16 protein-coding genes are annotated in these 19,541 nt (G+C 69.6%); 7 read left to right on the forward strand and 9 right to left on the reverse strand.

The window, feature by feature from the left end; genetic code table 11:
- Positions 1-153 precede the first annotated feature (153 nt).
- Complete coding sequence (locus OG819_RS22860) at positions 154-615, forward strand: Rrf2 family transcriptional regulator (RefSeq protein ID WP_266624257.1); 462 nt, start codon at positions 154-156, stop codon at positions 613-615.
- Positions 616-738: 123 nt separating this feature from the next.
- On the opposite strand, the gene OG819_RS22865 is transcribed toward OG819_RS22860, so the two are convergent.
- A complete protein-coding gene (locus tag OG819_RS22865) occupies positions 739-1,929 on the reverse strand; it encodes a globin domain-containing protein (RefSeq protein WP_266624255.1) in 1,191 nt (396 codons plus the stop codon).
- 328 nt (positions 1,930-2,257) lie between these two features.
- On the opposite strand from OG819_RS22865, the gene glnA reads away from it, so the two are divergent.
- Entirely contained in the window at positions 2,258-3,619 is a 1,362-nt protein-coding gene (gene glnA / locus OG819_RS22870; RefSeq protein ID WP_266414529.1) for a type I glutamate--ammonia ligase, read from the forward strand.
- 134 nt (positions 3,620-3,753) lie between these two features.
- On the opposite strand, the gene OG819_RS22875 is transcribed toward glnA, so the two are convergent.
- A complete protein-coding gene (locus tag OG819_RS22875; protein WP_266624253.1) occupies positions 3,754-4,212 on the reverse strand; it encodes a hypothetical protein in 459 nt (152 codons plus the stop codon).
- 117 nt (positions 4,213-4,329) lie between these two features.
- Complete coding sequence (locus OG819_RS22880; RefSeq protein ID WP_266651042.1) at positions 4,330-4,914, reverse strand: GNAT family N-acetyltransferase; 585 nt, start codon at positions 4,912-4,914, stop codon at positions 4,330-4,332.
- Positions 4,915-5,051: 137 nt separating this feature from the next.
- Here OG819_RS22880 and OG819_RS22885 point away from each other — a divergent pair, with 137 nt between their 5' ends.
- Together OG819_RS22885 and OG819_RS22890 are read left to right on the forward strand one after the other, a co-directional pair.
- Positions 5,052-5,651: a TetR/AcrR family transcriptional regulator gene (locus OG819_RS22885; RefSeq protein WP_266624249.1), complete on the forward strand. Its 600-nt coding sequence runs from the start codon at positions 5,052-5,054 to the stop codon at positions 5,649-5,651.
- Between the two features lie 112 nt (positions 5,652-5,763).
- Positions 5,764-7,011 carry an IS701 family transposase gene (locus tag OG819_RS22890; RefSeq protein ID WP_266652542.1) on the forward strand — a complete coding sequence of 416 codons (1,248 nt, stop codon included), beginning with the start codon at positions 5,764-5,766 and terminating at the stop codon, positions 7,009-7,011.
- Between the two features lie 297 nt (positions 7,012-7,308).
- Here the strand turns inward: OG819_RS22890 and OG819_RS22895 are convergent, their stop codons facing one another.
- The 3 genes from OG819_RS22895 to OG819_RS22905 are packed head-to-tail and all read right to left on the reverse strand — an operon-like array spanning position 7,309 to position 10,539.
- Positions 7,309-8,334, reverse strand: coding sequence for a TolB-like translocation protein (locus tag OG819_RS22895; RefSeq protein ID WP_266651043.1), 1,026 nt, complete (start codon positions 8,332-8,334; stop codon positions 7,309-7,311).
- Complete coding sequence (locus OG819_RS22900) at positions 8,331-9,647, reverse strand: MFS transporter (protein WP_266651044.1); 1,317 nt, start codon at positions 9,645-9,647, stop codon at positions 8,331-8,333. Before OG819_RS22900 ends, OG819_RS22895 begins: the two co-directional genes overlap by 4 nt.
- 1 nt (position 9,648) lies before the next feature.
- Positions 9,649-10,539: an alkaline phosphatase family protein gene (locus OG819_RS22905; RefSeq protein ID WP_266651045.1), complete on the reverse strand. Its 891-nt coding sequence runs from the start codon at positions 10,537-10,539 to the stop codon at positions 9,649-9,651.
- A gap of 256 nt (positions 10,540-10,795) precedes the next feature.
- Here OG819_RS22905 and OG819_RS22910 point away from each other — a divergent pair, with 256 nt between their 5' ends.
- Entirely contained in the window at positions 10,796-13,792 is a 2,997-nt protein-coding gene (locus tag OG819_RS22910; protein ID WP_266651046.1) for a bifunctional [glutamine synthetase] adenylyltransferase/[glutamine synthetase]-adenylyl-L-tyrosine phosphorylase, read from the forward strand.
- A gap of 6 nt (positions 13,793-13,798) precedes the next feature.
- Here the strand turns inward: OG819_RS22910 and OG819_RS22915 are convergent, their stop codons facing one another.
- The 3 genes from OG819_RS22915 to OG819_RS22925 form a co-directional block, all read right to left on the reverse strand.
- Entirely contained in the window at positions 13,799-14,533 is a 735-nt protein-coding gene (locus OG819_RS22915) for a hypothetical protein (protein WP_266651047.1), read from the reverse strand.
- 93 nt (positions 14,534-14,626) lie between these two features.
- Positions 14,627-15,487 carry a phosphatase PAP2 family protein gene (locus tag OG819_RS22920; protein WP_266624237.1) on the reverse strand — a complete coding sequence of 287 codons (861 nt, stop codon included), beginning with the start codon at positions 15,485-15,487 and terminating at the stop codon, positions 14,627-14,629.
- A 110-nt stretch (positions 15,488-15,597) separates the two neighbouring features.
- Complete coding sequence (locus OG819_RS22925; RefSeq protein ID WP_266414556.1) at positions 15,598-16,632, reverse strand: LacI family DNA-binding transcriptional regulator; 1,035 nt, start codon at positions 16,630-16,632, stop codon at positions 15,598-15,600.
- Between the two features lie 468 nt (positions 16,633-17,100).
- Here OG819_RS22925 and OG819_RS22930 point away from each other — a divergent pair, with 468 nt between their 5' ends.
- A complete protein-coding gene (locus tag OG819_RS22930) occupies positions 17,101-18,375 on the forward strand; it encodes an extracellular solute-binding protein (RefSeq protein ID WP_266624235.1) in 1,275 nt (424 codons plus the stop codon).
- Positions 18,376-18,536: 161 nt separating this feature from the next.
- On the forward strand, positions 18,537-19,541 hold the full coding sequence (locus OG819_RS22935) for a carbohydrate ABC transporter permease (RefSeq protein ID WP_266651048.1): 1,005 nt from the start codon (positions 18,537-18,539) through the stop codon (positions 19,539-19,541).

Here is a 19,541-nt window from a genome sequence, read left to right on the forward strand (position 1 = left end):
TAATGGGGCGAGGGTGCTCAGCACGAAGGGAGGCGACAGAATGTCCAAAGGACACGCCTTGCGGCGGAGCGCCACGGAGGTGGGACGCGCCCCTGTCCGGATGATCCATATGGATAATTTGAGCCGCAGATGCGTATTAAGTAGGCTGCCGGTATGAGGCTGCTGCGCTCCACCGACCTGGCCCTGCGCGTCCTGATGAGGCTCGCCGTCGCCGACGGGGCGACCCCCACCACCCGCGAGGTCGCCGCGGACATGGACGTCCCCTATACCCATGCCGCGAAGGTCGTCGCCGAACTCCAGCACCTCGGACTGCTCGCGGCCCGCCGTGGCCGCGGCGGCGGCCTCGGCCTCACCGAGGCGGGGCGCACGGCTTCGGTCGGCGCCATCGTCCGCACCTTCGAGGGCGACGGTGACGTGGTCGACTGCGAGGGGACCACGCCCTGCCCGCTCCGCTCCGGCTGCCGACTGCGGGGCGCGCTGCGGCAGGCTCAGGAGGCGTTCTTCGCCTCGCTGGACCCGCTGACGGTGGCGGACGTGGTCGCCGCGCCTACGGGGCCGCTGCTGCTGGGGATCTCTGGTAGGCCGACCTCGGCTCTGACATCGGATGGCAGCTGACACCTGACGAAATCTGTCATCTGTCATCTGTTATCTGACGTCTGATATCTGTTACCTGAAGTCCGCCGCCTGCTATCTGCCGCCTGCCGTCAGGTATCCGTCATCCGTCATCCGTCAACCGCCTCAGCCCTGCGCGAGCCAGAGATCCGGCCCGAACACCTCGTAGTGGATGTCGGCCGGAGCCACCCCCTTGTCGATGAGCTGCCCCCGCACCGCCCGCATGAAGGGCAGCGGCCCGCACAGGTACGCGCGCGTGCCCGACGCGACGGCCACGGAGGAGAGGTTCGCGCGCCCCGGGCGGCCGGCGCCCTCGGCGTCCCGCTCGTACCAGAAGTGGACGGCGGCGTCCGCGAGCTTCGCCGCGTACGCCTCGTGGTCGGCGCGCAGGGCGTGGTCGGCGGGGGAACGGTCGGCGTGGACGACCGTGACGGGGGCGCGGTGTCCGGTGAGCGCGAGCTGCTCCAGCATGGCGATCATCGGGGTGACACCGATGCCGGCGGAGGCGAGCAGTACCGGCGCGTCCGTGTCGTCGAGCACCAGATCGCCGTAGGGCGCGGAGAGCTCGAGCGTGCTGCCGACGTGTACACGCGCGTGGAGGTGGTTGGAGACCTCGCCGTCGGGTTCCGGGACGCTGCCGTGTATCCGCTTGACGCCGATCTGCCGTAGGGGGGAGCCGGGGGCGCTGGAGAGGCTGTACTGGCGTATCTGGTGGGCGCCGTCCGGCAGCTCGACGCGTACGGACACGTACTGGCCCGCCCGGAAGTCCGGCAGCGGCCCCCCGTCGGCCGGGCGCAGCCGGAAGGTGGCGACGTCGGCGGTCTCCTCGACGCGTTCCACGACCTCCCAGGGCCGCCACCCGCCCCTCCCGTCGCCGTGCTGTGCGTACAGCCGGCGCTCGATGTCGATGAGGGCGTTCGCCATCAGCCAGTAGACCTCGTCCCAGGCGGCCGCGACCTCGGGCGTGACCGCGTCGCCGAGGACCTCGGCGATCGCCGCGAAGAGGTGCTCGCGCACGATCGCGTACTGCTCGGGGGCGATCCCCAGGGAGGCGTGTTTGTGCGCGATGCGGTTCAGCAGCACGTCGGGGCGCTCGTCCGGCCGCTCGACGAGGTGGGTGGCGAAGGCGGCGATGGATCCCGCGAGCGCCCGGCGCTGGGTGCCGGAGGCCTGGTTGCCGCGGTTGAAGAGGTCGCGGAGCAGCTCCGGGTGGGCGGCGAAGAGCCGCTCGTAGAAGCGGTCGGCGATGTCTCCGATGGCCGCGCCGACGGCGGGGAGGGTGGCGCGCACGGTGGCGGCGGACTGCTCGGACAGCATGGGGGCTCCTCAAGCACCTAGGACGGAACGGGGGTTGCGGTCCCCGTGTCTGCCCCGCAGAGTAATAAAACTTGCATCTAAGATGCAAATTAAAGCCTCCGTGGAGAGAGTCTCGGGGTCGGCCATTACAGACAGGCGGATGAGCAGGCAGTATGGGCACCAGAGCAGGACACCTGGCGTACGCGAGGCGTTCAGACCGTGGTCGCCCGGGCGATCATGGTCCGCAACGCGCATGAAATGGTGTTGTGGTGGGATGCTCAGGTGCCCCGACCGTCCCCGAGGCGTGGGAGCAGGCGGCCTGACCAGCAAGGATGGGTGGAAGCGGAAGATGGACAAGCAGCAGGAGTTCGTGCTCCGGACACTGGAGGAGCGGGACATCCGCTTCGTACGCCTGTGGTTCACGGACGTGCTGGGCTTCCTCAAGTCGGTGGCCGTTGCCCCGGCCGAGCTGGAGCAGGCCTTCGACGAGGGCATCGGCTTCGACGGCTCGGCCATCGAGGGCTTCGCCCGTGTGTATGAGTCCGACATGATCGCCAAGCCGGACCCGTCGACGTTCCAGGTGCTGCCGTGGCGCGCGGAGGCTCCCGGCACGGCCCGCATGTTCTGCGACATCCTGATGCCGGACGGCTCCCCGTCCTTCGCGGACCCGCGCTACGTCCTCAAGCGCGCCCTCGCGAAGACCTCCGACCTGGGCTTCACCTTCTACACCCACCCGGAGATCGAGTTCTTCCTGCTGAAGGACCGCCCGCTGGACGGCTCACGCCCGACCCCGGCCGACAACTCCGGCTACTTCGACCACACCCCGCAGAACGTCGGCATGGACTTCCGCCGCCAGGCGATCACCATGCTGGAGTCGATGGGCATCTCGGTCGAGTTCTCCCACCACGAGGGCGCCCCCGGCCAGCAGGAGATCGACCTGCGCTACGCCGACGCGCTCTCCACGGCCGACAACATCATGACGTTCCGCCTGGTCATGAAGCAGGTCGCGCTGGAGCAGGGCGTCCAGGCCACCTTCATGCCGAAGCCGTTCTCGGAGCACCCCGGCTCCGGTATGCACACCCACCTCTCCCTCTTCGAGGGCGACCGCAACGCGTTCTACGAGTCGGGCTCGGAGTACCAGCTTTCGAAGGTCGGCCGCTCCTTCATCGCGGGCCTGCTGAAGCACGCGGCGGAGATCTCCGCCGTGACCAACCAGTGGGTCAACTCCTACAAGCGCATCTGGGGCGGCTCGGAGCGCACCGCGGGGGCCGGCGGCGAGGCACCCTCGTACATCTGCTGGGGCCACAACAACCGCTCCGCCCTCGTCCGCGTCCCGATGTACAAGCCCGGCAAGACCGGCTCCGCGCGGGTCGAGGTCCGCTCGATCGACTCGGGCGCGAACCCGTACCTGGCGTACGCCCTGCTCCTGGCCGCGGGCCTGAAGGGCATCGAGGAGGGCTACGAGCTCCCGCCCGGCGCCGACGACGACGTCTGGGCCCTCTCCGACGCCGAGCGCCGCGCGATGGGCATCGAGCCCCTGCCCCAGAACCTCGGCGAGGCCCTCACCCTCATGCAGCGCAGCGAACTGGTCGCCGAGACCCTCGGCGAACACGTCTTCGACTTCTTCCTCCGCAACAAGAAGCAGGAGTGGGAGGAGTACCGCTCCGAGGTGACGGCCTTCGAGCTCCGCAAGAACCTGCCGGTGCTGTAGGCGCAGGCCGGTTCGGGTATTCCGGTACAACGGCACGTAGGGCCGACGGTCGCCGACCGTCGGCCCTACGGCGCCTTACGGGCCCTGGGCCGTCTGTGGGCCGTCGGGTGGTGAGTCGGTGCCCGCGACCCTGGCTACGCGTCAAGCTCGTTGTCGCGAGGGGCCTTTCCGTACTTGTGGCGGTTGATGAGAAGCAGGGCGGAGCAGACGACGCAGCAGGCCAGCCCCGCGTACAGCAGGGGCGCGGCCCAGAACCACACCTCTTGGGTGCTGTAGCCGCTGGTCCAGTGGCAGGTGATGGACGGAGGGAAGCTGTCCACGCTCACCGATGTCAGGCTGTAGTCCCGCCCGGCATCCATGTACACGCCATTGCCGGTCTTGTCCCCGCACACATCGAGCGGGTTCGTGAAGGCAAGCCCGTAGACGGTCCCGGCCCCATAGGCGGCGATTGATGCCGCGATCCCGATCACGGCCCAGCGGGCCGGCCTGGAGGGCTTCCTCCAGGCCACCCACAACGCGTACGGCACTGTCCCGACGGCGAAGAGCAGGAGTGTCATGGCGGGCGGGCCGAAGAGCGTGAACAGAGACACCATGCGCCCTGACGTTACTTCGAGCGGAGCAACCGTTGCTGGTTCGCCCGGTGTTCGCCCCGTCGGACGGTTTCCGTGGAGGCGTGCTGTACCCGGAGAGGGAGGCCTGTGAGGGTCGGCTCAGTCGGCGGACTTGGCGGTGACCCGGGCGCGCAAGGAGTCGCGGACGGTGGGCCATTCTTCGGCGAGCAGGCTGTAGTAGAGGGAGTCGCGGCGTGTGCCGTCCGGGCGGCGCATATGGCCGCGGAGGGTTCCTTCGTGGACCAGGCCGAGGCGGGCCAGGGCCCGTTGGGAGCGCACGTTGAGGTTGTCGGTGCGCAGGGCCAGCCGGGCCAGGCGCAGGTCCTCGAAGGCGTGGGTGAACAGCAGCAGTTTGGACTCGACGTTGTAGGGGCCGCCCCAGCAGGAACGGTCGAACCAGGTCGCGCCGATCTCGGTGCGGCTCTCGGCCAGGTCGAGGTCGTACATGCTGGTCGAACCGATCACCGTGCCGTCGTCACGGCGCTGCACGGCGAAGCAGCGCCGCGTCGGGTCGGCGGTCATCTCGCCCAGCCACGCGCGCAGTTGGCCCACGGTCTCGGGTCGGGCCCGGGGCATCCACCGCCAGACCTCGGGGTCGGATGCCGACGGGAAGAGAGCCTCGGCGTGGTCGGGAGACAGACGGACGAGGCGGACGACGGTGCCCTCAAGCGGCTGGTTGCTCACCGGAGGAGAATAGATCCGGTGAGCGGTGACTCTCTCCTGCTCTCGGGAGCTCGGCTTCATGAGGGGTGCGGTAATTTGCCTAAAGGTATTAGGTAAACGCATAATCCGTCATGAAGGCTGAGACTGAGGGAGAGGGTATGGCTCGCGTCGGGCTGACCACTGAACGTCTGACCCTTGCCGGGGCGGAGCTGGCCGACGAGGTCGGCTTCGACCAGGTGACCGTCTCTGAGCTCGCCAGACGGTTCGACGTGAAGGTCGCGAGCCTGTACTCGCACGTGAAGAACTCCCAGGACCTCAAGACCAGGATCGCCCTGCTCGCTCTGGAGGAACTCGCGGATCGGGGCGCCGCCGCGCTGGCCGGGCGGGCCGGCAAGGACGCGCTGGCCGCTCTCGCGAACGTCTACCGGGACTACGCCCGGGAGCATCCCGGCCGCTATGCCGCCGCCCAGTTCAGGCTCGACCCGGAAACGGCCGCCGCCAGCGCCGGCGGCCGGCACGCGCAGATGACGCGGGCGATCCTGCGTGGCTACGCGTTGACGGAGCCGGACCAGACGCACGCCGTTCGGCTGCTGGGCAGCTTCTTCCACGGCTACGTCAGTCTGGAGATGGGGGGAGGGTTCAGCCACAGCGCCCCCGATACACAGGAGACCTGGGTGCGGATGCTGGACGCCCTCGACGCGCTACTGCGGAACTGGCCCGCGAGCGCGACAGCCCCGACAGCGGCAACAGCGTCCTGATCGTCCCTCCGGGTGATTCGGGCACCCGCGCCTAGTAGGGCTTTGTTACGTACCCTGGTTGATCGTTCCGAGGTAGTCTCGTGATGTCCTGTCAGGTGTGACACCTGAGGAGATGGACGAGATCCGCCCCCGCTTGGAGGCGTTCGCAGCCGAGATGCTCGGCACGGTGAAACGCCGGGACCAGCGGGCCAAGGGCGAGCTGTACGTGCGTGGGCTGATGCTGGACGGCAAGCGCAAGTCGATGCAGCCGATGGCCGAGCGTCTGGGCGTGGACCACCAGCAGCTGCAGCAGTTCATCTCCTCCTCCACCTGGGACTACGTCGAGGTGCGGCGCCGGGTCTCGCGGTGGGCAGCGGCGCACATCACCCCGGAGGCGTATGCGATCGACGACACGGGCTTCCCAAAGGACGGGTACGACTCCCCTGGGGTGGCCCGGATGTACTGCGGCGCCTTGGGCAAGCGCGGAAACTGCCAGATAGCGGTCAGTGTCAACTTGGTCAGCGACCACGCCTCAGCGGCCGTCAACTGGCGGCTGTTCATCCCCGACAGCTGGGACGACGCCGCATCCGGGGACGACCCGCTGCTGGCCGAGGCGATCCGCCGACGCCGCCAGCGGGCGGGCATCCCCGACCAGGTCCGCCACAAGGAGAAGTGGCGCCAGGCGCTGGAGATGCTCGACGAGGTCCGCGGCCAGTGGGAACTGCCCGGTCTGCCGGTGGTCGCCGATGCCGGTTACGGCGATGCCACCGGCTTCCGCCTGGGCCTGACCGAACGCGGTCTCGCCTACGCGGTCGCCGTCAAAGGAACCACCACCGCCTACCCCGGTGAGGCGTTGCCCGAGCGTCCGCCCTACAGCGGCCGCGGCCGCCCGCCCCGGCCCGCCTACCCGATGCCGCACAGCACCCTGCGTGACCTCGTCCTGGCCGCCGGGCGGGGCGCCGCCCGCACCGTCACCTGGCGCCAGGGCACCAAGAGCGGTCCGCGCAACCCACGGGCCGACATGCGCTCGCGCTTCGTGGCCATGCGCGTGCGCCCGGCCAACCGCGACATCCCCCGTGACCTGGACGGCAGTCTGCCCGAGTGCTGGCTGCTGGCCGAATGGCCACCCGGCGCCGCCGAGCCCACCGACTACTGGCTCTCCACCCTGCCCGCCGGCACCCCGCTACGCGAACTCGTCCGTATCGCCAAGATCCGCTGGCGGGTCGAGCACGACTACCGTGAGCTCAAGGACGGCCTCGGCCTGGACCACTTCGAAGGCCGCAGCTACCTCGGCTGGCACCGGCACGTGACCCTGGCCGCCCTCGCCCAGGCCTTCTGCACCATGCTCCGCCTCGACCCAAAAGTCCCTGCGCCGGCCTGACCCTCTACGCGGTTCTGCGCGCGTTACAGAAGATCCTGGCCACCTGGACCGGCGCCTGCTCGATATGCGGCCACCCCGCCCCCACACCCGAACCCCACCACAGGACCTAACAAAGCCCTACTAGGGCGTGTTTCGAAAGTAGCGTCGTCCGCCCGAAGGGCGGGGTCCGCGGCGTCTGGTGCGGTGCATCGCAAGGCGGAGGGTCGTCCGCGTACTGGGCGTACGCGGACGATCCCGACAACGCGGCGAGGCGCCGTGCCAGGCGTCGCGGACCAGACGGGACTTTCGAAACACGCCCTAGTCCACGTACGCGGGAGACACCGCCGCGGTGCTGACACGGCGCGGCTCTCCCGTGCCGTCGGACGGGACGGTGTAGAGGTCGGCCCCGTAGTCGCCGGGGAGGGCGTAGACGAGGGTGCGGTCGTCGCGCCAGACCGCCTGGTCGTCGACGCTGCGGGGCTCGGCCAGCGGGGTTTCGCGCATCGTGCGCAGGTCGAGGACGTACAGGCGCCAGGGGGCGTCCTTCGACAAGCCCGGCACGCGCTTCTTGTAGGCGACGCGTGTGCCGTCGGGGGAGAGGGACGGGCATTCGACGTTGGTGTGGAGGGTCGTGAGGGTGCGGGCCCGGAGGTCTCCTCGGACCAGGTACGTCCTGCCCTTCGTCGCCAGGGTCGCGTAGAACGTGCGGTCGTCGGCCGCGAACGTCACGCCCCAGTAGTTGACGTCCGCCGCGTGGTACGTCCTGCCGTCCTTCACGACGCGGAGCGCCTCCAAGGAGGGGGTCAGTTTCCCTGTCCGCGTGTCCACGATCGCCGCGCGTGTGGAGAAGTTCGTCCCCGCGTACGAGTCACCGCCCACGAACGCCGTCCACGCGGCGTACCGGCCGCTGGGGGAGACACGGGCGCGGGACGGGATGCCGGGGACGTCGTAGCGGGCCGTCTCGCGAAGGTGCGCGTCGAGGATGACGGCCCGGTAGGTGTCCTGCACCGGGCCGTGAACCGACTGGAGGCAGACGCCGGTGCCCGCGGCCGTGTAGAAGCGGAGGCACTTGACCTTGGACGCTGTTCTCGGGCCCGATGGGTTCGACGCCGGGACCGTGGTCAGTTCGTCGCGGTGCGGGCCCCAGGCCATGTTCCGGAAGATCATGCGGCTTCCGGCCCCGGTGGTGAGCGCGACCGTGCCCGCGCTGATCCTCGGGCCGCCCGGCTGTGGCTCGTTCTCGCGGTCCGCGCGGGCCGAGGCGTGCAGGACGGAAGCGGTGGCCACGCCCGCGAGGGCGACCAGCGCCGAGACCAGGACCAGGATGCGGGTACGGAGGGTCATGCGAGGCCTTCTGAAGGGGCGACGGGGGTGGGACGGCGGAGCGTGAGCGCGAACAGGGCGCAGAGCGCCAGTGCCACCGTCGACGCCGTGAGCGCCGTACGGTCGCCCCAGGCCGTCCACGCCGCGCCGAAGCCGAGCGAGCAGACGAAGCGGGCCAGGGCCTGCCCGGTCTGGACGAGTGCGAGACCGGACGAGCGCAGTTCCTCGGGCACGCTCTCCGAGGCCACGGCCATCAGTACGCCGTCGGTGGCGGCGTAGAAGCAGCCGTGCAGGAGCAGGACGGCGTACGGCAGTGCCGTGCCGTGCCAGGACGTGAGCAGGAGCGCGTACGCGAGCAGCAGGGCGCCGTGGCCGGCCAGGAACACCCGCCAGCGGCCGATCCGGTCCGCGAGGCGGCCGAGCGGGACGGCCAGGAGGAGGAAGGCCGCCGCCGTGCCGAGGGGCAGCAGCGCGAACCAGCGGTCCGGTACGCCCAGGCGCCGCTGGAGGAGCAGGTAGACGAAGGAGTCGCTGACCGTCGCGAGGCCCAGGAAGAGTGCGCAGAGCGTGACGCGGCGCAGGTCGGGGCGGGTGAGCAGGGCGAGGGCCGCGCGGAGGGTGGGGCGAGGTGCGGTGTCCCCGGAGGTTGCCTCCGGTGGCGTCCCCGTCGCTTCCGCTTTCGTACGAGCGCCGTTCGGAACGAACAGCACCAGGACCAGTACGCCCACCACCGCCACGCAGAAGCTCACCGTGAACACCGCGTCGTACCCGTCGACCGTGGCCCGGAGGATCAGGAAGGCCGCGAGGGGGCCCAGCAGCGCGCCCGCCGTGTCCATCGCCCGGTGTACGCCGAACGCGCGCCCCCGTGTCTCCGGCGTGCTCGACAGCGAGATCAGCGCGTCGCGCGGGGCCGTGCGCAGGCCCTTGCCGGTGCGGTCGGCGGCCAGGATCAGGCCGATCGGGGTGAGCGTGTGGGCCAGGAGCAGCAGGGGTTTGCAGGCCGCCGAGAGGGCGTAGCCGAAGCCCGCCACCCACTTGTGGCGGCCGCCGCCGCGGTCGGCCAGGTGGCCCCCGATGAGCCGTACGAGTGCCGAGAAGCCGTTGTAGATGCCGTCCAGGAGGCCGAAGCCCAGCGGGGACAGGCCGAGGCCCGTCACCAGGTACAGGGGCAGTACCGCCGTGACCATCTCCGACGAGACGTCGGTGATGAGACTGACCGTGCCGAGCGCCAGCACCGTGGGCGCGACCGCGGCGCGGCGCCGCCCGGCACGAGGCCGGACGGCGCTGTCCGCGGACACCGCACTGGTGGAGGCGCGGCTGTCCGCCACGTACATCTCAGGACGTCCAGATGCCGGTGATGTCCTTGCCGGAGGCGGCGTTGCCCGCGTGTGTCGATAGGCCCTGCGAGTCCTCCAGGGTGCGCAGCAGGTCGTAGTGGTTGTAGGTGGTCGAACTGGTCGATCCCGCGGTCACCCGCTGGCCGTAGAACACGGTCGGGATCTTGTTGCCGCTGAGCCGGTTGTCCTCGTCGAAGGTGACGACGAGCAGGCTGTTGTGGGTCTTGGCCCAGGTCGCGTACGCGCCCAGGTTGTTCTTCAGCCAGGTGTCACCGGTCGACACCGAGCAGTCGTGCATGTCGCTGCACAGGTTGGGGACCACGAAGGAGACCTGTGGAAGCGTCGTGTAGTCCGTCGGGAACTGGGCGAAGGTCTTCGCGGTCGACGTGGGTACGTTGCTGAAGCCGAACCACGGGTTGTGCTTCTGCGCGTAGTTGCCGCTGCTGCACGTGGTGGAGCCCTGGCTGGGCAGCGTCTCGTTGTAGCTCGCCCAGGTCCTGCCCGCCGCGATCACCTCGGAGGCGAGGTTCGCGGCGGAGGAGAAGCCGGGGGTGACACAGCTGTCGTCGGTGACGCCCTGGGTGGAGCCGGAGAAGAGGGCGTAGTAGTTGGGCTGGCTCGGGTGCGTCTCGGCGTACGACGAGGTGAGGTTGGCGCCGCCGGTCTTGAGCGAGTTGATGTACGGGGCGCTGGAGGAGCCGATCACCTGGCTGTACGCGTGGTTCTCGAAGACGACGACGACCACGTGGTCCGGGGTGGGTACCCCGGCCGCGGCCTGGGCGGTCGTGGAGCCGCCGAGGCCGGTCCACAGGCCCACGGCGGCCGCGGTGAAGGCGAGGGCGCTCGCCACGACGGTACGACTGCGGCGGTACACGGTTCTGCCGGACACTTCAGACCTCCGGTGGGGGGAAGGTGGCGGTGGCGGTGCGGACAGAGCATGCACACGCCAACATTCCCCTGGCCCAAGCGCCCCAACCCGCGGGATGAAGACCGGATGAACTGATGGCCATGGGGCACTTCCAAGGGCACCTCCTACGGAAGCCGAATCCGGCGCGGGGCGCCACCGAGGGGACCGGGGTTAGGCTCAGCTTCGTACGACCTTGATCGGACCGGTCGTGCGACCTGATCCGACGGGAGGGCCCAGGATGATGGTGCCGGGGCGCAGGAGCAGTACCTTCACACGGCTGCTGCGGCACGGCTTCACCGATCCCTCCGCCGCCGAGCGGCTCCTGGACGGCGCCGAGCTCGCACCCGTACGGTCCGATCCGGTACTCCTCGACGCACTCGGCGCCACCGCCGACCCCGATCTCGCGCTGCTCGGGCTCGTCCGGCTCGTCGAGGCGCAGGACGGTCACATCGCCGAGCGGGAACTGCTCGACACCCTGATCGCGGCCAAGCCGCTGCGCGACCGGCTGCTCGGTGTGCTCGGTGCCTCCGCCGCCCTCGCCGACCACCTCGCCCGGCATCCGAGCGACTGGCAGGAGCTCGTGACGTACGAGCCGCAGGACCTCCACCCCGGGGTGCGGGAGTTCGAGCGGGGCCTGGCGCAGGCGACCGATCCCGTCCTGCTGCGCGTCGCCTACCGGCGCTGCCTGCTGTCCATCGCCGCGCGCGACGTGTGCGGCACCACCGACCTCGCCCAGACCGCCGCCGAACTCGCCGACCTCGCCACGGCCACCCTGCGCGCCGCGCTCGCCATCGCCAGGAGCGCCGCGCCCGACGACGCCGCGCTGTGCCGGCTCGCCGTGATCGCGATGGGCAAGTGCGGGGGACACGAGCTGAATTACGTGTCCGACGTCGATGTCATCTTCGTGGGGGAGGCAGTGGAAGGGGCTGACGAGCGCAAGGCGCTGCAGGCCGCCACCCGGCTCGCCTCCCACATGATGCGGATCTGCTCCGAGACCACCGTCGAGGGCAGCATCTGGCCTGTCGACGCGAATCTGCGGCCCGAGGGGCGCAACGGGCCGCTGGTACGGACCCTGAGCAGCCATCTCGCCTACTACCAGCGGTGGGCCAAGACCTGGGAGTTCCAGGCGCTGCTGAAGGCCCGGCCCGTGGCCGGGGACCTTGAGCTCGGCGAGGAGTACGTGGCCACGCTGGCGCCCCTGGTGTGGCACGCCGCCGAGCGGGAGAACTTCGTCGCCGACGTGCAGAAGATGCGGCGGCGGGTCGTGGAGAACATTCCCGCCGCCGAGATCGAGCGCGAGCTCAAGCTCGGGCCGGGGGGACTGCGCGATGTCGAATTCGCCGTGCAGCTGCTCCAGTTGGTGCACGGGCGGGCCGACACCTCGCTGCGGAGCGGGACCACGCTGGACGCGTTGGGGGCGCTCGCGGCCGGTGGGTATGTCGGGCGGGCCGACGCCGTACAGCTCGACGAGGCCTATCGGTTCCTGCGGTCCATGGAGCACCGCATACAGCTGTACCGGCTGCGGCGGACTCATCTGGTGCCCGAGAACGACGCCGATCTGCGGCGCATCGGGCGGTCGCTCGGGCTCCGGGCCGATCCCGTCGTCGAGCTGAACCGTGAGTGGAAGCGGCACGCGGCTGTCGTACGGCGGCTGCACGAGAAGCTGTTCTACCGGCCGCTGCTGGACGCCGTGGCCCAACTCGCGCCAGGCGAGAGCCGGTTGAGTCCGACAGCGGCCCGGGAGCGGCTGGTCGCTCTTGGCTATGCCGATCCGGCGGCGGCGTTGCGGCATTTGGAGGCGCTGGCTTCCGGGGTTTCGCGGAAGGCGGCGATCCAGCGGACCTTGCTGCCCGTGTTGTTGGGGTGGTTCGCGGATTCCGCCGATCCCGATGCCGGCTTGCTGAACTTCCGCAAGGTGTCGGACGCCTTGGGCAAGACCCCTTGGTATCTGCGGCTGTTGAGGGACGAAGGGGCCGCGGCCGAGAACCTGGCGCGCGTGCTGTCGGCCGGGCGGCTCGCCCCCGACCTGTTGATGCGTGCGCCGGAGGCCGTCGCGCTGCTCGGTGACGGGGACGCGGGCGGACTCGAACCGCGCGGCCGTGCCCATCTGGAGCAGGAGATCCTCGCCGCGGTACGGCGGGCCGACGGGGGCGAGCAGGCGGTGACCGCCGCGCGTGGTGTGCGGCGGCGGGAGCTGTTCCGTACGGCCGCCGCGGACATCGTCGCCTCGTACGGCACCGAGGAGACACCGGCCGTCGCCGATCAGGGCGCGCTGGTGGACCGGGTGGGCGGTGCGGTGTCCGACCTGACGGCGGCGACGCTGGCGGGGACCCTGCGGGCCGTGGTGCGGGACGGGTGGGGGGACACACTGCCCACCCGGTTCACCGTCATCGGGATGGGGCGGTTCGGGGGGCACGAACTCGGTTACGGGTCCGACGCGGATGTGCTGTTCGTGCATGAACCTCGCGAGGGTGTCGACGAACAGGAGGCGTCTCGGGCCGCCAACGCGGTGGTCTCCGAGATGCGGCGGCTGCTTCAGGTGCCCAGCGCGGATCCGCCGTTGCTGATCGACGCCGATCTGCGGCCCGAGGGGAAGTCCGGGCCGCTGGTGCGGACGCTGAACTCCTATGCGGCGTACTACCGGCGGTGGTCGCTGGTGTGGGAGTCGCAGGCCCTGCTGCGGGCCGAAGTGGTAGCCGGGGAAGAGGACTTGGGGCGGCGGTTCATCGAACTGGTCGATCCGTTGCGGTATCCCGCGGAGGGGCTCGGTGACGATGCCGTACGGGAGATCCGGCGACTGAAGGCCCGGATGGAAACGGAACGGATGCCCCGCGGGGCCGACCCCACGCTGCACACCAAGCTGGGGCGGGGTGGGCTGTCCGACGTGGAGTGGACCGTGCAGTTGTTCCAGCTGCAGCACGGGTGGGCGGAGCCGGGGTTGCGGACCACTCGGACGCGGGAGGCGCTGGGCGCGGCGTGTGCGGCGGGGCTGGTGTCCGGAGAGGACGCGGCCATCCTGGACGAGGCGTGGGTGCTGGCCACGCGGGTGCGCAACGCGGTGATGCTGGTGCGGGGGCGGGCCGGGGACACGTTTCCCTCCGACGGGCGTGAACTCGCGGCGGTCGGGCGGTACTTGGGGTACGGGCCCGGTCATGTCGGCGACATGCTCGAGGACTATCGGCGGACCACGCGGCGGGCTCGGGCCGTGGTGGAGGTGCTGTTCTACGGGGCGTGAACGTCTCTAGAACTCTGTGTGTGCCTGTGGTTTCCGGGCTTTTCGGGCGCGGCGTGGCCGTGTGCGGTCGGCGGTGTGGGGTCCGAACCTCGGGGTGAGGGGGTGGACCTCGGTGGCGTGCAGGTGGTGGAAGCCGGTCCGCTCGGCGGCGCGGGTGCGCCGCCGACAGGTTCTGCGTGAGAGCCGCACCCGGCCGGCTGGAAGAAGGTCTTCGGGCCGGTGGGGTGTGGGTACTCCATGACCTGGCACCGGCCCGGATACGGCTGGTGTCGTGGTGTCATGCCCCGCCGGACGCTGGACTGCCCCCGTGGTGGGGGTGGTGGCGGGGACCGTACGCACATCGGGCATACGGCGGGAAGTCTTCTGGCCCAAAGCCGCGGTGGCGCCCCGGGTGCCTCGGCCACGAGGACCGACGGGTCTGTTGGGGGTGGGGCGCTGCTTGCCCGGGTTGGTTTTCGTCCCGCGTGGCCGGGGCGGGGCCTGCTCGGCGCGGTGCTGTCGGCGCAGGCGGCGGGTGGTCTTCTTCGGACGGCGGACCAGGGCCACGGTGCCGTCGATGGTGGTGCGGATGGTCCGGGCCCCGGCGGCGCGGTCGGTGACGGTGTGGGTCTGGGCGAGCAGGCCGCGGGAGACGATCCGGCGGGCGGCGGCATGATCCCGGTCCGTCGACAGCCTCTCGGCGGGCTCCAGGCGCTGGAGGGCTGTATGACGCACGCGGCCCTCGGCGCAGGGGAGAGCCATGAGACGGGACGTATCGCTGCGACTGAAACGGCGGCGAACAGCGCGGCGGGCCCGCCATTGATCGACGGGCCCGTGCGACGACAGCTCCGGATGTCAGGCCTCCAGCGGCACCAGGGGCGCGCCACGCGTCCCGGGAACCCAGCGGGGCAGGGCGTACGGCAGGGCGCCGTACCAGAGACGGGTGACCGTGAAGCCGAAGGTCAGGCAGAGCATGCCGCCCACCGCGTCCAGCCAGAAGTGGTTGGCGGTGGAGACGATGACCAGCAGCGTGGCCGCCGGGTAGAGCAGGCCCAGGACGCGGACCCACGGCACCGAGGCCAGGGCGAAGATGGTCAGACCGCACCACAGCGACCAGCCGATGTGCATCGACGGCATCGCCGCGTACTGGTTCGACATGTGCTTGAGGTCCCCGGAGGCCATCGAACCCCAGGTGTGGTGGACGACCACCGTGTCGACGAAGTCGCCGCCGTTCATCAGGCGGGGCGGGGCGAGCGGGAAGAAGTAGTAGCCGAGCAGGGCCACCGCCGTGGTGGCGAAGAGCGTGAGGCGTGTTGCCGCGTACCGGCCGGGATGGCTGCGATAGAGCCACACCAGGACAGCGAGCGTCACGACGAAGTGCAGCGTCGCGTAGTAGTAGTTCATCCCGATGATCAGCCATGACACCGAGTTCACGGCGTGGTTGACCGACTGCTCGACGGCGATCCCGAGGTGGTGCTCCGTACGCCAGAGCCAGTCGGCGTTGCGCAGCGCTTCCTGCTTCTGCTCGGGCACGGCGTTACGGATCAGTGAGTACGTCCAGTAACTCACGCCGATGAGCAGGACCTCGAACCAGACGCGGGGGCGACGCGGGGTGCGCAGCCGGCGCAGGAACGCCTTCCCCGCGTTCTCCTCCGCGACGGGGCGTGGAGCGGCCCGGTCCTGGCCTTCCAGTGTCGTCACGGTCGTCTCACCCATAGGGACAAAGTCTGCCAGAAAAGCGTTCCGCGACCGATCATCCCCTGGTTGGGTGCCGGCCGCACGTTCTACGACGGGAGGAGTCCTACGATGAACGTAGTCACTCCTCCTTAGGGACGATTTCGGTCCCCAGGGGCCGAAGCGGTCGAACCGCGCACCACCAGTTCCGGCATGAACACGAACTCACTGTGCGGCGCCGGAGTGCCACCGATCTCCTCCAGCAACGTCCGCACGGCCGCCTGGCCCATGGCCGGGACCGGCTTGCGGATCGTCGTCAGAGGTGGGTCGGTGAACGCGATCAGGGGGGAGTCGTCGAAGCCGACGACCGATATGTCCTTCGGGACCTCCAGGCCCCGCTGGCGCGCCGCCCTTATCGCGCCCAGCGCCATCATGTCGCTCGCGCAGACCACCGCCGTGCACGCCCGGTCCATGAGGGCGGCGGCCGCGGCCTGACCGCCCTCCAGGGTGTACAACGAGTGCTGGACCAGTCGCTCCTCGATGTCGGCCGGGCTCAGCCCCAACTGCTCCTGCATCGTGCGCACGAAGCCCTCGATCTTGCGCTGCACGGGCACGAACCGCTTCGGACCCAGGGCGAGTCCGATGTTGGTGTGCCCGAGCGAGACGAGGTGCGTGACCGCGAGCGCCATCGCCGCGCGGTCGTCCGGAGAGATGAAGGGCGCCTGGACCTTCGGCGAGAAACCGTCGACCAGGACGAACGGGACACCCTGGGCGCGCAGCTGCTCGTAGCGCTGCATGTCCGCCGAGGTGTCGGCATGCAGACCGGAGACGAAGATGATCCCGGCGACGCCCCGGTCCACCAGCATCTCCGTCAGCTCGTCCTCGGTGGAGCCGCCCGGCGTCTGGGTGGCCAGGACCGGGGTGTAGCCCTGGCGGGTCAGGGCCTGGCCGATGACTTGCGCCAGGGCCGGAAATATGGGGTTCTCCAGCTCCGGGGTGATCAGGCCCACCAGGCCCTCGCTGCGCTGCCGCAGCCGGACCGGGCGCTCGTAGCCCAGGACGTCGAGCGCGGCCAGGACGGACTGGCGGGTGGTCGCGGCGACGCCCGGCTTCCCGTTCAGGACGCGGCTGACAGTCGCCTCGCTGACCCCCGCCTGGGCTGCGATGTCGGCAAGCCGTGTGGTCACAGGATTGGACTGTACCGGTCGCATCTCAGACTGCCCACCAACCAGACGCCGTGTATGGGCGGTTGGTCGGCCCGATCCGGGCTGCTGCGTCATCGCGCTCCCTCGTGTTCTGTTCGGCTCGGCGTTCCGGGCGTGCGCCGCGGAAAGGGGTGGCTCCTGCAAGGCGCTGACGGGCCGATGATCCCCGTGTGTGACATCCATGGCAAGAGCTTGCAGAGTCTTGCATAGAGGCCTCCATGTCTGCTGAGCTGCCTCGTAGAAGGGTTTCGGGGAGATGGAGGAGAGGTCACCGGCACGTAACTCTCGGCAGCTCTTACATCTTTTTGCTGCAAAGTCTTTCGCTCCGCTTACAACGCTGTTACGTTCACGTCGCCCGGCGGACGCAACGGCGCAGTCGGCAAGTCGGCAAGGGCGGCGGTCGGGACCGCTGCCCCCAACCACTCGGGCTTTCACCCTCAAGGAGATCTCATGCGGCGTGGCATAGCGGCCACCGCGCTGATGGCGTCCCTCGCCCTCGCGGCGACGGCCTGCGGCGGCAGTGACAGCGGCAGCGACAAGTCGGACGGCCCCACCACCATCACCTGGTGGGACACCTCCAACGCCACCAATGAGGCGCCGACGTACAAGGCCCTGGCCCAGGAATTCGAAAAGGCCAACCCCACCATCAAGGTCAAGTACGTCAACGTCCCCTTCGACCAGGCGCAGAACAAGTTCGACACGGCCGCCGGTTCCAAGGGTGCCCCTGACCTCCTGCGCTCCGAGGTCGGCTGGACCCCGGCGTTCGCGAAGAAGGGCTTCTTCCTGCCGCTCGACGGCACCGAGGCCCTCGCGGACCAGAGCAAGTTCCAGCCGAGCCTGATCAAGCAGGCCCAGTACGACGGCAAGACGTACGGTGTGCCGTTGGTCACCGACACCCTCGCGCTGGTCTACAACAAGGCGCTCTTCCAGAAGGCCGGCATCACCGCGGCGCCCAAGACGTGGGCCGACCTCAAGACCGCCGCCGCCACGATCAAGCAGAAGACGGGCGTCGACGGCTACTGGGGCTCCACCCAGGCCTACTACGCGCAGAACTTCCTCTACGGCGAGGGCACCGACACCGTCGACGTTGCCGCCAAGAAGATCACCGTGAACTCGGCCGCTGCGAAGAAGGCGTACGCGACCTGGCAGGGCCTGTTCTCCGGCAAGGGCCTGCACAAGGCCGACACCACCGCCGACGCGTACGCCCACATCCAGGACGCGTTCGTCAACGGCCAGGTCGCCGCGATCATCCAGGGCCCGTGGGAGATCACGAACTTCTACAAGGGCTCAGCCTTCAAGGACAAGGCCAACCTCGGTATCGCCACCGTCCCGGCCGGATCCACCGGCAAGGCGGGCGCCCCGACCGGCGGCCACAACCTCTCCGTGTACGCGGGTTCGGACAAGGCCCACCAGGAGGCCTCGCTGAAGTTCGTGAAGTTCATGACCTCGGCGAAGTCGCAGGCGACGATCGCCCTGAAGAACTCCACGCTGCCGACGCGTGACGACGCCTACACCGCCGAGGTCAAGGCCGACCCGGGCATCGCCGGCTACCAGGGTGTGCTCGCCGCCGCCCAGCCGCGCCCGGCGCTGCCCGAGTACAGCTCGCTGTGGGGTCCGCTCGACACCGAGCTGCCCAAGATCGCGGGTGGCAAGGAGTCGCTGGACAAGGGCCTGAGCAACGTGGAACTCGCGATCGCCAAGCTGGTCCCGGACTTCAGCAAGTGATGTCGAGTGGCCGTCGGATCCTCTCCCGAACTCCTCGATCAGGGGGACCCCGGTGACGGGGAGGACGGATCCGGCGGCCACCGGCCTGTGCGCCAGCACCGGGCCCAGCCGCGATCCCAGCCACGTCGTAGTGCCATAGATCTTCCAGAAGGTGTCGAACCATGACAGTCGCCATCGATCGAGCGACCGGCAAGCGCCGCTATGACCGCGGGCCGCGCCCCGGTCGACTGCAGCGTCTGAAGCACTCGTACCAGAAGTACTGGTACGCGTACGCGATGATCGCCCCGGTCGTCGTCGTACTCGGCGGGTTGGTGCTCTATCCGCTGGTGCGGGGCTTCTACCTGACGTTCACGGACGCCAACAGCCTCAACTCGGCCCGCACGATCGGCGTCAACCACATCGACGCCACCTACAAGTTCATCGGCCTCGACAACTACAAAGACATCCTGTGGGGCCCCACCTCGTACGACCGCTTCTGGTCGCACTTCATCTGGACGATCGTGTGGACGGCGCTCTGCGTCGCCCTGCACTACTGCATCGGCCTCGGTCTCGCCCTGCTGCTCAACCAGAAGCTGCGCGGTCGGACCTTCTACCGGCTGATCCTGGTGCTGCCGTGGGCCGTGCCCACCTTCGTCACCGTCTTCGGCTGGCGCTTCATGCTCGCCGACGGCGGCATCATCAACTCCATGCTCGACGCGGTGCACCTGCCCTCGCCACTGTGGCTGGAGGACACCTTCTGGCAGCGGTTCGCCGCGATCATGGTCAACACCTGGTGCGGTGTGCCGTTCATGATGGTCTCGCTGCTCGGCGGGCTCCAGTCCATCGACGCCACGTTGTACGAGGCCGCCGAAATGGACGGCGCGAGCCCCTGGCAGCAGTTCCGGTACGTCACCCTGCCGGGTCTGAGGTCGGTCAGTTCCACCGTCGTCCTCCTCGGCATCATCTGGACCTTCAACCAGTTCGCCGTCATCTTCCTGCTGTTCGGCAACACCGCCCCGGACGCGCAGATCCTCGTCACCTGGGCCTACTACCTGGGCTTCGGCCAACAGCCGCGCGACTTCGCGCAGTCGGCGGCCTACGGCATCCTGCTGCTGGCCATCCTGATCGTCTTCACCTCCTTCTACCGCCGCTGGCTGAACCGTAATGACCAGCAGCTCGCGATCTGA

Source organism: Streptomyces sp. NBC_01549, assembly GCF_026339955.1.
Classification (GTDB): domain Bacteria; phylum Actinomycetota; class Actinomycetes; order Streptomycetales; family Streptomycetaceae; genus Streptomyces.